This window comes from Roseivirga spongicola (assembly GCF_001592965.1).
GTDB classification, from domain to species: domain Bacteria; phylum Bacteroidota; class Bacteroidia; order Cytophagales; family Cyclobacteriaceae; genus Roseivirga; species Roseivirga spongicola.
Genome location: NZ_LRPC01000028.1, coordinates 939,085 through 954,890, shown reverse-complemented (window position 1 = coordinate 954,890; position 15,806 = coordinate 939,085). Strand labels below are relative to the sequence as shown.

Annotated in this window: 10 protein-coding genes; 6 read left to right on the top strand and 4 right to left on the bottom strand. The window is 43.6% G+C overall.

The features are described from left to right. Positions 1–85: 85 nt before the first annotated feature. The 3 genes from gltB (at position 86) to AWW68_RS15955 (ending at position 7,691) form a co-directional block, all read left to right on the top strand. A complete protein-coding gene (gene gltB / locus AWW68_RS15970; protein ID WP_068223165.1) occupies positions 86–4,549 on the top strand; it encodes a glutamate synthase large subunit in 4,464 nt (1,487 codons plus the stop codon). Next, positions 4,549–5,994: a glutamate synthase subunit beta gene (locus tag AWW68_RS15965; RefSeq protein ID WP_068223161.1), complete on the top strand. Its 1,446-nt coding sequence runs from the start codon at positions 4,549–4,551 to the stop codon at positions 5,992–5,994. The genes gltB and AWW68_RS15965 overlap by 1 nt, the downstream gene beginning before the upstream one ends. Positions 5,995–6,554: 560 nt before the next feature. Further along, positions 6,555–7,691, top strand: coding sequence for a PQQ-dependent sugar dehydrogenase (locus AWW68_RS15955; protein ID WP_245660257.1), 1,137 nt, complete (start codon positions 6,555–6,557; stop codon positions 7,689–7,691). A 281-nt stretch (positions 7,692–7,972) separates the two neighbouring features. On the opposite strand, the gene AWW68_RS15950 is transcribed toward AWW68_RS15955, so the two are convergent. After that, positions 7,973–8,989 (bottom strand): pirin family protein, encoded by a 1,017-nt coding sequence (locus AWW68_RS15950; protein WP_068224218.1) that lies wholly within the window; start codon positions 8,987–8,989, stop codon positions 7,973–7,975. A gap of 113 nt (positions 8,990–9,102) precedes the next feature. Here AWW68_RS15950 and AWW68_RS15945 point away from each other — a divergent pair, with 113 nt between their 5' ends. Then, positions 9,103–9,975: a TolB family protein gene (locus tag AWW68_RS15945; protein ID WP_221406007.1), complete on the top strand. Its 873-nt coding sequence runs from the start codon at positions 9,103–9,105 to the stop codon at positions 9,973–9,975. Between the two features lie 54 nt (positions 9,976–10,029). On the opposite strand, the gene mog is transcribed toward AWW68_RS15945, so the two are convergent. Further along, positions 10,030–10,575, bottom strand: a complete 546-nt coding sequence (mog, locus tag AWW68_RS15940) for a molybdopterin adenylyltransferase (protein ID WP_221406006.1) — start codon at positions 10,573–10,575, stop codon at positions 10,030–10,032. A 103-nt stretch (positions 10,576–10,678) separates the two neighbouring features. Between mog and AWW68_RS15935 the strand changes: the two genes are divergently transcribed. Together AWW68_RS15935 and AWW68_RS15930 are read left to right on the top strand one after the other, a co-directional pair. Further along, positions 10,679–11,791, top strand: a complete 1,113-nt coding sequence (locus AWW68_RS15935; protein WP_068223148.1) for a DEAD/DEAH box helicase — start codon at positions 10,679–10,681, stop codon at positions 11,789–11,791. A 6-nt stretch (positions 11,792–11,797) separates the two neighbouring features. After that, positions 11,798–12,412, top strand: coding sequence for a peptidylprolyl isomerase (locus AWW68_RS15930; protein ID WP_068223146.1), 615 nt, complete (start codon positions 11,798–11,800; stop codon positions 12,410–12,412). Here the strand turns inward: AWW68_RS15930 and AWW68_RS15925 are convergent. Together AWW68_RS15925 and AWW68_RS15920 are read right to left on the bottom strand one after the other, a co-directional pair. Next, a complete protein-coding gene (locus AWW68_RS15925; RefSeq protein WP_068223140.1) occupies positions 12,396–13,568 on the bottom strand; it encodes an MFS transporter in 1,173 nt (390 codons plus the stop codon). The genes AWW68_RS15930 and AWW68_RS15925 overlap by 17 nt on opposite strands. Then, positions 13,569–15,614, bottom strand: a complete 2,046-nt coding sequence (locus AWW68_RS15920) for a M3 family metallopeptidase (RefSeq protein WP_068223138.1) — start codon at positions 15,612–15,614, stop codon at positions 13,569–13,571. Positions 15,615–15,806: the final 192 nt, after the last annotated feature.

Below are 15,806 nucleotides of genomic sequence, written 5' to 3'. Positions count from 1 at the left end.
TAGATAAATTCAGAATGGTTGACTTTACAATAGGGTATAGAATCGATGTAAACGTTTGCCAACTCGCACTACACTAATTATAAGAATGACAAGAGGATTATATAATAAGGAATTCGAGAAAGACGCTTGCGGAATTGGCTTCATCGCTAATATTAAAAACCAGCCTTCTCATCAGATTGTGGCCGATGCCCTGAAGATGCTTCACCGCATGGAGCACAGGGGAGGAGTAGCTGCCGATGACCAGACAGGCGATGGCGCTGGTATCCATATTCAGATTCCCCACTCATATTTTAAAGAGCTTGCCCAAAAGAAAAAGATCGAATTGCCTGATAGAGGCGATTATGGCGTGGCCATGGTTTTTCTGCCAAAACAAAATATTCCGCTTTTCGAAAGCATATTGAAAGCGGTTTTGCGCCAGATTGATTTGGAAGCATTCTGGACCCGCTGGGTGCCAACCAGAGGCGAGCAGATCGGTGAGTTCGCCAAGAGCAATGAGCCTTATGTAAGACAATATTTCATCAAATCTACTTATGGAGCAACCGGACGAGAGCTTCAAAGAAAGCTTTATCTCTTTAGAAAAATCACTGAGTACAAGGCCAAAGGGCTCGATTCTGCCAAGGAATTCTACATGCCTTCATGCTCCATTCACTCCATTATATACAAAGGAGAATTAAGAACCTGGCAACTGGATGAATATTACCCTGATCTGAAAGATGAGCGACTGGTATCTTCCTTCGCTATTATTCACTCAAGGTTCTCTACCAATACGCTTCCGGAGTGGAGACTGGCTCAACCTTTCAGATACATTGCCCACAATGGAGAGATCAACACCATTAAGGGGAACATCAACAAAATGAGGTCTAGGGAGGCGCTATTCTCTTCGACTCACTTTACCAAAGAAGAAATCAACCAGCTGCTGCCAATTTGTAATGCTGAATTCTCTGACTCTGCCAACCTCGATATGGCCGTAGAACTGCTCATTATGGGTGGAAGGGAAATTGAGCGTGTGATGGCCATGCTAATTCCTCCGGCCTGGAGGGAGAATATGACCCTGAGCAAGGAACTCAGAGCCTTTTACGATTATCACGCCACCTTCCTTGAGCCATGGGATGGCCCAGCAGCAGTTTGTTTCACTGACGGTAACAAAGTAGGAGCCTGTATCGACAGAAATGGCCTTCGCCCAACAAGGTATTCCATCACTAAGGATGATAGAATTGTATTCGCTTCAGAAACCGGGATTGTAGAGATTGAACCTTCACAAGTGCTGAAAAGAGGTAAACTGAAACCTGGACAAATGATTCTGGTAGATTTGGTTGAAAACACCTTCGAAGAAGACGAATCCATCAAGTCGAGACTGAGCCGGGAATACGATTATCAGAGGTGGAACAATGAACTCATCACCCATGAGTCTGAACTTACAAGAGACAAGACATTAAACTTTGAACTTAAAACAGACGAACTTTTAAAGGAGCAATTGACCTTCGGTTATTCGAAGGAAGATCTCAAGTATATCCTGAAGCCAATGACCCAAACGGGCTCAGAACCGATCGGTTCTATGGGCAATGATTCGGCTTTAGCAGTGTTTTCTAAACGAAATGCGCACATCTCAAATTACTTCCGACAGCTTTTTGCCCAGGTAAGTAATCCGGCCATAGATCCCATTCGCGAGAAGGCGGTGATGTCGCTAGCGGTTTATCTTGGCCAGTCGAACAACTTGTTGGAAGATAATGACCCAACTTCAAGAAAGATTTTGCTCGATCAGCCTGTTGTGAAACCTGCTCTTTTGCAGGCTTTGAAGGGCTTAAAAGACGAGCACTACAGAACTGCCGAGCTTTTGGCCAGCTATTATCCGAACCAAACCAATCTAAAAGAAGCCATTAAAGACCTTTCTAAGAAGGCCGCAGATTTGGTTAGAGGTGGAGTAAACATTCTTGTATTGAACAATAGACTTCAAAAAGGTGAATTGTCAATACCTTCTTTGCTAATCACGGGGGCGGTTCACCATTACCTCATCGATCAGGGAATTCGCTCGAGAGTGAGCTTGGTCGTTGAAGGTGGAGATGTGGTGGAAACTCATCATTTTGCTACGTTGATCGGTTATGGTGCATCAGCCATTTGTCCATATTTGGCTTTTGAGACCATTAATTCATTATCAGAAGAAGGTCAGACTGAAGAAGCTGTCGATCAATACATCAAGGCGATTGGCTATGGCTTGAGAAAGATCCTTTCCAAAATGGGGATCTCTACACTTCAATCTTATGAAAGTGCGCAGATTTTCGAGATACTTGGTTTGAACGATGAGATTGTAAAACTCTGCTTCAAAGGCACACCAAACCGTATTTCAGGCAAGAGTTTCGATGGGCTTGAAAAGGAAATCAAATCGAATTATCAGTTCGCTTATGACGAGAGGACTATTTCCAAGAGACTGGCCGATGGTGGAATCTATCAGTGGAGAGCGGAAGGAGAGAAGCACCTTTTCAACCCAAAAACCATTCACCTCTTACAGAAATCTACCCGTTTGAATGATCTGAATCTATTCAGAGAGTATTCTAATGAGATTGATAATCAGGAAAAGGAAAATGTTACGCTCCGAAGCCTATTCGACTTTAAGAAGGGCAAATCTATTCCATTGGATCAGGTTGAACCCGCTTCGAATATAATGAAGCGCTTTGCTACTGGGGCCATGTCATTCGGATCCATTTCCGAAGAAGCGCACACCACTATCGCCAAGGCCATGAACCTCATCGGTGGAAAATCTAACAGCGGTGAAGGAGGTGAAGATTCGGTAAGATTTACCCCGGGAAGCGATGGATTGCTAGCCCGTTCAGCCATAAAACAGGTGGCGAGCGGACGCTTTGGTGTAACCACTCACTATTTGATCAATGCCGATGAAATCCAGATTAAAGTGGCGCAAGGTGCGAAACCGGGAGAGGGAGGCCAATTGCCTGGACTCAAGGTGGATGAAAATATAGCCAGGATTAGGCACTCCACACCGGGAGTAACCTTGATTTCACCGCCACCGCATCACGATATCTATTCTATTGAAGATTTAGCTCAGCTGATCTTCGACTTAAAGAATGTAAATACCAAGGCCGAAATCAATGTAAAGCTGGTGGCTGAAGCTGGTGTAGGCACAATCGCTGCCGGTGTGGCGAAAGCCAATGCAGACAACATTCTGATTTCAGGTCACGATGGAGGAACAGGTGCATCACCGATCAGCTCCATTCAACATGCAGGTATTCCTTGGGAAATTGGCCTAGCAGAAGCACATCAGACCCTGCTCAGAAATGGTCTGAGAAATCGTGTAAAACTACAAACTGACGGTCAGATTAAAACAGCACGTGACATTGCCATTGCTACCATGCTAGGAGCAGAAGAATGGGGTGTTGCCACCGCAGTGTTGGTGGTTGAAGGTTGTATTATGATGCGCAAGTGTCACCTGAATACCTGCCCTGTGGGTGTAGCCACGCAGAGACCTGAGTTGAGAAGGCTATTTACCGGAGAGGTTCAGCATATCGTGAATTTCTTCACCATGCTGGCCGAAGAACTCAGAGTCATTATGGCTGAACTGGGTATCAGTACGGTAGACGAGTTGGTTGGAAGAACCGATTTACTCAGCTTCAACAAGGAAAAAGCCACTGAAAAGGCCGGAGAAATAGATCTGACCAGAATCCTGGACAATCCATTTGCTGAAAAGGGCATGTCACAGCAGAAAACGCAGCTACAGCCTTCCAGAACCAAAGAGGTGCTGGATCATCAGTTGATCAAGCTGGCTCAGCCGACTTTCAAACATCAGGAAAGGGTAAGGTTCGAGCAGGCTATTCATAACGAAAATAGAACTACAGGTGCTATGCTGGCCGGAAAATTCACCGAGCAGTTTGGTCCGGAAGGATTGGCCGATGGAACCATCACTGTGGATTTCCAGGGTGCAGCGGGACAAAGCTTCGGAGCCTTCCTTTCGCATGGAATCACCTTCAACCTGGAAGGAGAGGCAAACGACTATGTTGGAAAGGGACTTTCAGGCGGGAAACTGGTCATCTATCCGAATCCGGAAAGTGAGTGCAAGGCGGCAGACAACGTGCTGATCGGTAACGTGGCGCTCTATGGAGCAACGCGAGGCAGACTTTACGTCAACGGTCAGGCTGGAGAACGCTTTGCCGTGAGAAATTCGGGAGCCAAGGCCGTTGTGGAGGGTGTTGGAGATCACGGTTGTGAGTACATGACCGGTGGCCGCGTAGTGGTGCTGGGAGAAACCGGCAAAAACTTCGCAGCCGGAATGTCGGGAGGTATTGCCTATGTCTATGCCGCTGACTTCGACTTTGAGTCGAGATGTAATATGGATTTAGTGGAACTGGAATTTCCTGAAGAGGACGATTTCAACTTCCTGCATATGATGATGGAGAAGCATCACAGATATACGAATAGTGTGAAAGCCATTGAGTTGCTCAGCCAGTGGGGTATTGCCAAAACGAGCTTCGTGAAGGTAATTCCGATTGAATACAAGCGTGTGATGGCTAAAAAGAGAGACTTTAAAAATGTGATGGCATAATGGGAGACGTACAAGGATTTTTGAAATACGATAGGGATAAGAAGAGCATGCAGGCTCCGCAGGAGCGCGTTCATCACTTTGAAGAGTTTGTTGAATCTTGGGCTGAGACTCAGTATACTGAGCAGGCAGCCCGCTGTATGGACTGCGGAATTCCATTCTGCCACAACGGATGCCCACTAGGCAATAAGATTCCAGATTTCAACGATGCCGTTTACCGCGGTGAGTGGAAGGAGGCCTGGGAAGTGCTGAAAAGTACCAATAATTTCCCTGAGTTTACAGGAAGAATTTGTCCTGCCCCGTGCGAAGCTAGTTGCGTTTTGGGCATCAATAATGCGGCTGTTAACATCGAGCATATTGAGAAGGAAATCTCAGAAAGAGCCTTTATAGAAGGTTGGGAAGAACCAATAGCCCCGAATTTCGAAAGCGGAAAATCGGTGGCTGTAGTAGGTTCTGGACCTGCAGGATTGGCTGCTGCGGAAGAGCTAAGAAAGCAAGGGCATGCGGTCACCGTTTTTGAGCGTGATGAAGCACCAGGCGGACTTTTAAGGCTTGGAATTCCTGACTTTAAGTTGAACAAGGAGGTGGTTGCCAGAAGAGTAAGTCTGATGGAACAAGCCGGAATCAACTTTGAATGTGGAGTAGAGATAGGTAAAGATATTACGGCTCAGGAGCTGGAAGCACAGTACGATGCTGTAGTGCTTTGTGTAGGCTCAACCGTGCCTCGCGATCTACCGATTGAAGGAAGAGAACTGAACGGTGTACACTTTGCTATGAAGTTCCTGACGCATCAGAACCGACTGATTTCTGGTAAAATCAATGAATTATCTCCCGAACTGAATGCCAAAGGCAAGAAGATACTCGTCATTGGTGGAGGAGATACCGGAGCTGACTGTGTAGGCACCAGTAATCGTCAGGGAGCAACCAAAGTGACCCAGATCGAGCTGATGGACAAACCACCTTCTGCAAGAACAGAAACCAATCCATGGCCGGAATGGCCCATGACTTTGAACACTTCTACTTCACATGAGGAAGGAGTGGCCCGCGACTGGTCAATCCTCACCAAACGATTTATCGGTGAGGCTGGTCAGCTGAAAGGAGTGGAGACAGTCAGAATTCAGTGGACAGATAAAGCCAAATTCCAATACGAGGAAATCCCTGGCTCAGAACAAGTAATTGACTGCGATATGGCCTTTTTGGCGATTGGATTCTCTAACCCAGAACATAGCTTGGCTAATCAGTTTGGTTTGGAGCTTGATCCTCGTGGCAACTTCAAAACCTCGAACTTCAAAACTTCAAAACTTAATGGTCAGATCAGTGAATCGATGATCTTTGCCGCAGGCGACTGCCGCAGAGGCCAGAGCCTAGTGGTTTGGGCCATTGCAGAGGGAAGAAGAGCAGCTAAGGCGGTGGAGAAGGTGTTTCAAATGGATGTCATTCCCGCGTAGGCGGGAATCTCCAACGTCTAGCGCATGAGCCCCCATCTCCTGTCTTCCCCCAAGTGGGAAGATGTTACTCACTGCAAGACTGAATAGCATTAGGCGAAGCTAGCACGTCAGTGCAATCCCTCTCTCCCGAGGCTTCGGGATAAGAGGGTGAGGCCATTTCCACCAAAACTTAGTGGTTTGGGCCATTGCAGAGGGAAGAAGAGCTGCTCAGGCTGTTGAGAAGGTGTTCCAATTGGACGTCATTCCCGCGTAGGCGGGTATCTCCAACGTCTAGTGCATGAGCCCCCATCTCCTGTCTTCCCCCAAGTGGGAAGATGTTACTCACTGCAAGACTAAACGGCATCAGGCGAAGCTGGCACTTCAGTACCGTCCCTCTCTCCCGAGGCTTCGGGAGGAGAGGGATAAAGGGTGGGGCTTATTTTGCGGAATTGTCGACCTGGCGAATCCCCCAGCCTAAAGGCCAGCTTACCTACCCGCAGCCCTCTACCAGCTTTTGGGTTTCTGCTAATTTTTAGAACCAAACAGGTTGACATTCTCGTTCAAAACTAAAAATTGCAATCATGATGATTAAAAATATTCTTACTCTACTGCTAATTACTCTGGCTTTTTCATGTGCTGCAGAACCAGCCAATAAGTCGAACGACCCTACAGAGCCAGTATTGGCCAGTCAGATGACAGTTAAACTGGTCAATGGAGAATTGAAGAACCCATGGGGAATGGTTTTCTTACCTGATGGCAAAATGTTGGTTACTGAGAAAGAGGGTAGGATTGTTTTGCTAGACAACGGTACTATCCTTAACAATGATGTAGCCGGAGGACCTGAAAGCAAGGTGCAAGGCCAAGGTGGTTTGTTAGATATTGAGCTTCATCCCAATTTCAAGTCCAACCGCTGGATTTATTTTACCTATGCCAGTGGCGAAGGAGAGGGCAACGGAGCCATGACTGCGCTCAGTAGAGCCCAGTGGAATGGTACAGCTTTCGAGAATCACGAGGTGCTTTACAAAGGTTCTCCTAATACAACTGCTTCTCCTCACTTTGGAAGCCGAATTGCTTTTGACTCAGAAAACCACGTTTATTTTTCAATCGGTGATAGAGGGAATAGAGATGAAAATCCGCAAGATATTACCAGAGATGGTGGAAAGATTTACAGGCTTCACGATGATGGTAGAATACCAGCAGATAACCCCTTTGTGGGACAAGATGGTGCCAAAGAGGCTGTTTATTCATATGGTCATAGAAACCCACAAGGTTTAGCGACTAACCCTAACACTGGAGATATTTGGGAGCATGAGCATGGGCCGCAAGGAGGAGATGAAGTAAATTTAATTAAGGCTGGTGCTAACTATGGTTGGCCTGTGGTGACTTACGGTGTTAACTATGGTGGAAAACCAATTACCGATGCAACCTCAAGACCAGGCATGGAGCAGCCAGTGACTTACTGGGTGCCCTCTATTGCACCTTGCGGAATGGCCTTTGTTCAAAACTCTCAGTACGCGGGTTGGGATGGTGACTTAATAGTAGGCTCATTGAAGTTTAGCTACTTAGTTCGCCTGGTTATTGAAGATAATAAAGTAGTGAAGGAAGAAAAGTTTGCTGAAGGCATTGGGCGAGTTCGTAATGTAGAGATGGGCAACGATGGTTATCTATATATTGGTGTAGAAGGTGGTGGCCTATATCGCTTAGTTGTAGAGTTATAAACAAGGAATTTTAAGTGTCAAAAGAGGCAGTCTCAAAAGCTGCTATTTACGTCATTCCCAGCTTGACTGGAACCTCTTTCGGCCTACAGAGCCAGTTTAGAGTGATTCTATCCCGATTTATAGGAGCGGAATCGGTAATGACAGTTAGCTTTTGAGACAGCCTCTTTTGTTCTTTGAATCACTCTACCAAAAGGGCAGATTAATTTCAGTTTTTTCAATATATGTCTCGCCAAGACAGTACAGTCAACAATTACCAAATCATCTGATCAACAAATTACCAATCAACCCTTTTCTTCAACTCTGCCATCTGCATGTTTGGCAAACCTCCCTTTTGAAGGATCGTGCGTGTTAGCATGCGAAGGCCAAGGCCAGCCACCAAATTCTGTTCTTTGATACTCCATCATTACTTCCTGAATCTCTTGATTGGAGTTCATTACAAATGGGCCATAGGTGGCCACTGGTTCTCCGATGGATTTACCTTGAAGCATTAAAAATTGGGCGGGTTGCCCACCATTATTAATAGTGGTTTCTTCGCTAGCTTTCAGTTTTACAACATGCATGTTGGGTACTTCGGCCCCTTCAATTTCTACGGAATTTCCACTCCATAAATATAGGCTTCTGTTAGCTTCAGCGTTGGCTGCTGGTATTGTCCACTCAGCTTCTGGTTCCATTTCTATCATCCAGACGGCTACTTGGTTTTCAGCTTTGGCGGCAAATGAATCTGGGGCAGGTGCGTATCGCTTGATGTCGCCTAATTCTCCGGCTACTACTTTTACGGATGTTTTTCGTCCAGCATGGTCAGCGTGTTGATACATTGGGATATCTTCATGCCAGAGCATTCCAAAATAGGGATCTACTTTTTTACTGGCTTTCGGCAGGTTGAGCCAAATCTGAAAGAGTAATAGCGGGTTTTCTTCATCATCTTTTAAAAGGGGAAACATTTCGCAATGCTGAACACCCTTTCCGGCAGTCATCCATTGTACATCTCCATTGCCAAACCTTCCGGCAGCCCCCAACGAATCTGAGTGGTCTACCAATCCTCTTTCGGCAATTGTAATGGTTTCGAAGCCAACATGAGGGTGGGCAGGAAAGCCTGGCACTGTATCACCATGATACATACTCCAACCATCTTTTCCACTAAAGTCCGAACCAATTGTTCTACCTGAGGTGCCTGTAACTGGACCTAATTGGCCATTTCCTTTAGGGTACTTGTCGTTATGAAATGCGCAAAATAGAAAAGGATCTTGGGTTTGCCAGGGGAATTGTAACCGCTCTATTCGGATGATTGAATTGCTCATGATTCTTTCTTTGTATGTTGCAACATGTAAAATGAGAGAAAAGTTTTCTCTAGCTTTACAGAAGTCAATTTCCATAATTTATACTTCAATCGAACCAGATGAGCCTGATTAATATGAAGGGAAGATTTTTAGTGTTGTTGCTTCTATCAGTTCTTGCATGCAGCCCTAATGAGCAGATCAAAGAAGAGATTGTTTATTTAAAAAAAGCTAATGGAAATTTCGATTTATATCAATCAGATGTTTTAGGCCAATGGGAGGAAAGGCTAACACAAAATGTTGGCTATGATTGGCAACCTCATTGGAATGAAGGTCTGCAGAAGCTCGTTTACTATTCTAACGATAGTACTGAAAACTTCACTGTTTTGGCAATGGATATTCGGTCAAAAAAAACAGACGCCTTGCCTTTAGCTCATTTGGCAGACTATCGACTTTCACCCAATGCTGAGTACATTTATTACACGACTTCCGATGGTGATAGTAAGAATATTTGGAGGTGTGATTTAGGCGGAAATAATCGTTACCAGTTGACCAATACCAATGGCTATAATGGAAGATTTAGTCTTTCTCCACATGGTCAAAAAATGGCTTTTGTTTCTGATCGGACAGGTTCTAATCAGTTATTCGTGATGAATCTAGGAAATGGAGAAGTTGAACAGGTTAGTTTTTTTCCTTTGATAGCAAAGTATTCTACGTGGTCTCCTGACAGTAAACGGCTGGCCGTTTGTTTAGCCGAGGCTTCTGATGACCCTAAATGGGATATTTGGCTATATGATTTGTCAACTCAAGGCTTAGAAAGGTTTACAAATACCCCTTATTCGGAACAGGAAATTGCCTGGTCACTTTCAGGTGAAAAGATTGCGTTTCATGGTACTACCGAGAATGACGGTGACCAGATTTATACCTTAGATATAGCAGATGGTAAGTTCACCAAAATAACCTCTGGCGACTTCTATCATGGGGAACCTACCTGGGTTCCAATTCGGTAATAGGTAGGCGATATTGCAGATGGACCTTTTAAATCCTAATGTCTGACTTTTCTACTAAGCTTTTGGTCTAAAGACCTTCATTACCTCTTTTTTGGTTTCTAGAAATGGGCCGTTGATAAGATCTATGCAGTATGGTACAGCCGGGAAAACAGCGTCCAGACATTCTCTGATAGACTTAGGTTTACCTGGTAAATTGATGATTAGGCTATTGCCTCTAATGCCCGCAGTTTGCCTTGAGAGTATGGCGGTTGGTACATATTGTAGGCTCACCTGACGCATAAGCTCTCCAAAACCAGGCATCATTTTATCACAAACCGCTTCTGTTGCTTCTGGAGTTACGTCTCGTGGAGCTGGCCCTGTTCCTCCTGTAGTTACAATAAGGCAACACTTTTCTTTATCTGCCATTTGCTTGAGTGTACTTTCAATCAAATACTGCTCATCGGGAATAATTTGGTGAACTGGTTCCCACTTTGTGGAGAGATAGTCGTTTAGGGTTTCTATAATGGCAGGGCCAGAAATATCTTCATATTTTCCTTCGCTGGCTCTGTCTGATACTGTGATAATGCCGATTTTAACGGGAGCTATTCCATCCAAATTCATATTCAAAGTTAAAAATTAAGCTTATTGCTACCGACATTCTCAAAGAAGTATTGCCTTCTTTTTCAATACAATTAGCTATAACTTTGACGCTTAAATAATTACTGTGAGTACATTCTCAACACTAGGTATAAACAACGGCCTAATTAAAGGGCTAAGTGAGCTCGGAATTTTTGAACCAACTGAAATTCAAGAAAGGGCTATTCCTGAGCTTCTTAAGCTCGATAATGACTTTGTAGGTCAGGCACAAACCGGAACTGGTAAAACTGCGGCCTTTGGCTTGCCAATGCTTCAGTTGGTTAATTCCAATTCAGACAAAGTACAAGGCTTAATTTTAGCCCCTACACGCGAGCTTTGTCAACAAATAGCCAAGCAACTATTTAAGTTTACCAAGTATAGTGATAAGGTTTTTGTAGAGTCGGTTTATGGTGGTGCCCCAATCGGAGACCAGATGAAAAGGCTGGAACGCCCTACTCAAATTATTGTAGCTACTCCGGGTAGGTTGATAGATTTGCTGAACAAAAAGGTGATTTCTCTAGCTCATGTTCGTTTTGTTGCCCTCGATGAAGCAGATGAAATGCTGAGTATGGGGTTCAAAGACGATATGTTCAGAATTTTGGATGAAATTGGCGAGAGCAGAAATATTTGGCTCTTTTCGGCCACTATGCCCGATGGTATCCATCAAATTATAAAGAAGTTTTTGAAGCCAGAAGCGCTCAGAGTTCAGGTTAGTAGAAGTGCTGGTGTAAACGAGAACATTACCCACGAGTACCTCATCTGCAAGTCTAGCGATAAGACCCACGAGTTGTTGCACTTCTTAGCTTACCACCAAGACCAGCGTGGCATGATTTTCTGCCAGACTAAAAAAGCAGCTCAGGTGCTTACCAAAAAGCTTAAAGCAAAGAATCTATCTGTAGATGTTATTGAGGGAGATATGGGGCAACGCGATAGAGATAAGGTTATGCGCATGTTTAAAAGTGGTAAAATAGATTTGCTAGTAGCCACCGATATTGCAGCTAGAGGGATTGACGTGAAGCATCTCAATTTTGTGGTTCATTATCAATTGCCACAACAAATAGAATACTATACTCACCGAAGTGGTAGAACGGGCCGAGCAGGTGAAAAAGGGAGTTCTGTACTATTAGTTACAGAAAAGGAAAAAGAGAAGGTATTTGAATTGGCTAAAACCCTTAAATTCAAAGCCAGACCTTTGAACTAATTCTCTATGAAGAAAATTTTTATGCTTGTGCTGGTTACCGTAATGGTAAGTTGCACCCCACCAGAAACTTTTAAAGTAGGCCAAATAAGAATCCCTCAGGGAGAAATACTTATCTGGTTGTACAATGATACTCCAAAGCACAAGCAAGCTTTTCTTGATCTGGCAGAAGAGGGTTATTACGATGATTATTCTTTCAACCGTGTTATAGATAGGTTTGTGGCTCAGGGTGGTTGCCCAGACACGCCAGAGGGCTTTGCTTACTCAGTTCACTTGTTGGAACCTGAGTTTGAGGCAGGGCATAAGCATGTTTATGGAGCTTTTGGTGCCGGCCGAGATAATAACCCGGGTAAGCTATCTGCAGCGTGTCAGTTTTACATTGTTCAGAACGAAAAAGGGCTCAAGCGTTTAGATAACGACTATATGATTTATGGCCACGTGATCAAAGGAATGGACATTATAGATGAGATAGTAAAGGTTGAAAAAGATAGCCTCAATGCTCCATTGACAACAATTCCCTTAGATGTTAATGTGGTGGAAATGACCGCTGATGAGCTAATGCAAATTGGCTGGAATGTAGAAAACGAAGATTCAGCTTCTAGGTCTGTTAGGGATTATCAATAAGCTTTTTTGTAGCTAACAGGCCTAGAGCAGGCCCAATTGCTAAAGTGAAAAGCAACCATTCTACACCAATGTAATTGGTTAGGAGTTGAAGGAGCTGAATACTTGGGATGGTCAAGAAAAAACCTACACTTACTGCAATGGTAAGTGCAGTTCCTTTTAACTCAATTGGTGCTTTTTGTGCGTTGAGTGATGAAAACTGAGCCGAATCTCCAATAACAACAAACCCCCAAAAGCATAGAAGTACTAAAAAAACACTTGGTGGTAATTGAAAAAACATTGGAGAGAGCAGGCAGAGTATGCCAGAAGCCAATAAAAAGCCAAAAGCTACCTTAGTACTGCCTTTTCTAATAGAAACAATTCCCCCTAGAACACAGCCAATCATACCTAAAGCCATAATAATGAACGTCCATAGGCTAATTGGTAGATTAATGGATTGTGTTTCGGAGTAGTAGGTTAGAACTAAAGGAATGAAAGCCCAGAAGGTGTATAATTCCCACATATGACCGAAATAGCCAAAAGCTGCCCAGCGAAATTCTTTCTTCTGAAATACTCTGAAAGCCTCCTTAGGAGAAAAGGAGGTTGATTTTACTCTTGCCGGGCCTTCACCTACTAAAAAATACATGAGTAAGCCACCGGAAATACCCAATACTGAAGTGCCAACCAGCACGGGGCGCCAATCATAGCCTGCGCCAAAATGATTGAGCAGGTGGGGAAAGGCTGAACCGATTACCAAGGCACCAACTAAGTAACCCAAGGCTTTGCCAAGCCTACCATCGAACCAGTCTGAGGCTATTTTCATACCAACTGGGTATATTCCGGCAATGCAGATACCAGTGAGAAAACGGAATAGTAAAAGTGCTCCGAATGATTCGCCAGTAAACAATACGGCAGAGTTGAATAAAGCTCCTAAAACGGCAGAGAGAAAGAAGACTTTCGATGCATTAAACCTATCGGCTAAAGAGGTAAGTGCAAATATTAGCGTACCACCAATAAAGCCTAACATTACGCTAGAGGTTACCTGTGCAATGCTGTCTTTGGGTAATGCCCAAGTCTGCTGAATTTGCGGTAAAATGGCATTTCCAGCAAACCAGAGCGAAGTGCCAGCAAATTGCGCGAACACAATTACTGGCAGAATATGTTTTGGGATTTTATTCAATTACTCCTCTAGTAAACCAGCTCTTCTCAATAATGCTTTAACGTCTGGTTCTTGGCCTCTAAATCGCTTATAAAGAGTCATTGGGTGTTCAGAACCTCCGGCAGAAAGTACGTGCTGCTTAAACTTATCGGCTATCTCTCTATTAAAAATACCGTGCTCTTTAAAATACTCAAAAGCATCGGCATCTAGCACTTCTGCCCATTTGTAGCTATAATAACCAGCAGAGTAACCACCTTGAAAAATATGTGAGAAAGAACAACTCATGTTAGTGCCTTCAATTGGAGCTAAAACATCTGTCTTACTCATTATATCTTGTTCAAACTGGGCTACATCTTCTACAGCCAGATTTTCTGTTCCGTGCCATGCCATATCTAGCATACCAAAGCTCAGTTGTCTCATGGTTTGGTAGCCTTCCATAAAGTTGGCGCTTTCTTTAATACGTTCTATGTAGTTTTCAGGAATGGTTTCTCCTGTTTCGTAGTGTCTTGCAAATAGGTCTAAACACTCTTTTTCATAACACCAATTCTCTAATACCTGAGAAGGAAGCTCAACAAAGTCCCAATATACGCTGGTACCGGAAAGGCTCTCATATTTTCCATTAGCCAGCATTCCATGCAAAGCGTGACCGAACTCATGGAAGAGTGTTGTTACCTCATTAAAAGTTAGGAGAGAAGGGGTGGTTTTACCAGGCTTGGTAAAGTTGCAAACAATTGAAACCAGTGGCCTATGATTGTTGCTATCGGCATCTTTAAACTGCCCGGCATAAGATGTCATCCAAGCTCCAGCACGTTTTCCAGCTCTTGGAAAGAAATCGGCATAGAAAGTAGCAACATCTTCTCCAGCCTCATTTTTAACCTCATATACGGTTACATCTTTATGATATCTGTCTATTTCTTTATTTTCAGTAAAGTTGATACCAAAGAGTTTGTTTGCTGCCTGAAATACACCGTCTACTACCTTCTCTAGCTGAAAATATGGCTTCAACAGCTCATCGTCTACATTGTACTTCTCTTTCTTTAGTTTTTCCGAGTAGTAAGCAAAATCCCATTTTTCGAACTGCTCTAAACCATCTACTTTTTTAGCAAAAGCAGCTACTTCTTCAACATCTCTTTTGGCGCCTGGCTTACCATACTTTTCAATTTCCTCCAAAAAGTCCATTACTTTTTCAGGAGATTCGGCCATTCTTTCTTCCAAGATAAAGTGAGCATGAGTTTTATAGCCCAGTAGTTGTGCTCTTTCATTTCTAAGAGAGACAATTTTTTTGACAATTTCTCTATTGTCTAATTCGTCACCTTTAAATGCTTTAGATGCAAATGCTTTAGCGAGTTTTTCGCGAAGCTCTCTTTTGGCAGAGTAAGTCATAAAGGGAACATAGCTAGGGTAGTCTAGTGTAATTACCCAAGCATCGTTATAGCCTTTGTTGTGGGCAGTGTCTGCAGCTTGCTCTCTGGCGTAAGCTGGTAGCCCTTCTAAATCGTCTTCAGACTCCAAAACTAGTTCATACTTGTTGGTTTCGGCCAAAACGTGTTCCCCAAACTCTAAAGATAGCTGAGCTAATTCTACATCTATTTTTCTCAGTTGTTCTTTCTTAGAGTCGTCTAGCAATGCTCCGTTTCGAACAAAACCCTTATATGTCTTATCAAGTAGGGTAAGGTCTTCTGCAGAAAGTGAATCTTGATCAACAGTATCATAAACCTGCTTTACTCGTGCAAAGAGTTCTTGGTTAAGGAGAATATCATTGGAAAATTCTGTGAGCATGGGAGAAACCTCGCGTGCTATAGCCTGCATTTCATCATTGGTTTCTGCGCTATTAAGATTGAAGAAAATAGCCGAAACTCGGTCGAGCTGTTTTCCAGAAGCTTCTAGCTGAACAACGGTATTGTCAAAGCTAGGGGAGTCGGCCTGGTTAACTATTTCATCTATTTCTTTTTTAGCCTCTTCAATCAGTTTTTCAAAAGCTGGCTTAAAATGATCGTTGGTAATCTTGCTAAATGCAGGTGGATTATTGTGTGTGGTGCTGCTATTAAGTAATGGATTTGTATTCATAATTGATTATGCCAAATAATAGTTTGTAATCCTCTTATTCAGAGTGACTTAAGTATTCAAATTTATAATAAATATCTAAAGAAAAAGGTAGGGTTAAATGTTCCATCTCCGTAGCTATTATACCGTTATTCAGATACATTTTTTTGTAATTAAAAAAAAGAATAAAATTTGGCCTGAGTTCGATCTGAGCGG

Excerpts from the sequence above, each read along its gene's own strand:
- gltB (WP_068223165.1), top strand. The coding sequence starts at position 86 with ATGACAAGAGGATTATATAATAAGGAATTCGAGAAAGACGCTTGCGGA.
- AWW68_RS15965 (WP_068223161.1), top strand. The coding sequence starts at position 4,549 with ATGGGAGACGTACAAGGATTTTTGAAATACGATAGGGATAAGAAGAGC.
- AWW68_RS15955 (WP_245660257.1), top strand. The coding sequence starts at position 6,555 with ATGATGATTAAAAATATTCTTACTCTACTGCTAATTACTCTGGCTTTT.
- AWW68_RS15950 (WP_068224218.1), bottom strand. The coding sequence starts at position 8,989 with ATGAGCAATTCAATCATCCGAATAGAGCGGTTACAATTCCCCTGGCAA.
- AWW68_RS15945 (WP_221406007.1), top strand. The coding sequence starts at position 9,103 with ATGAAGGGAAGATTTTTAGTGTTGTTGCTTCTATCAGTTCTTGCATGC.
- mog (WP_221406006.1), bottom strand. The coding sequence starts at position 10,575 with ATGAATTTGGATGGAATAGCTCCCGTTAAAATCGGCATTATCACAGTA.
- AWW68_RS15930 (WP_068223146.1), top strand. The coding sequence starts at position 11,798 with ATGAAGAAAATTTTTATGCTTGTGCTGGTTACCGTAATGGTAAGTTGC.
- AWW68_RS15920 (WP_068223138.1), bottom strand. The coding sequence starts at position 15,614 with ATGAATACAAATCCATTACTTAATAGCAGCACCACACACAATAATCCA.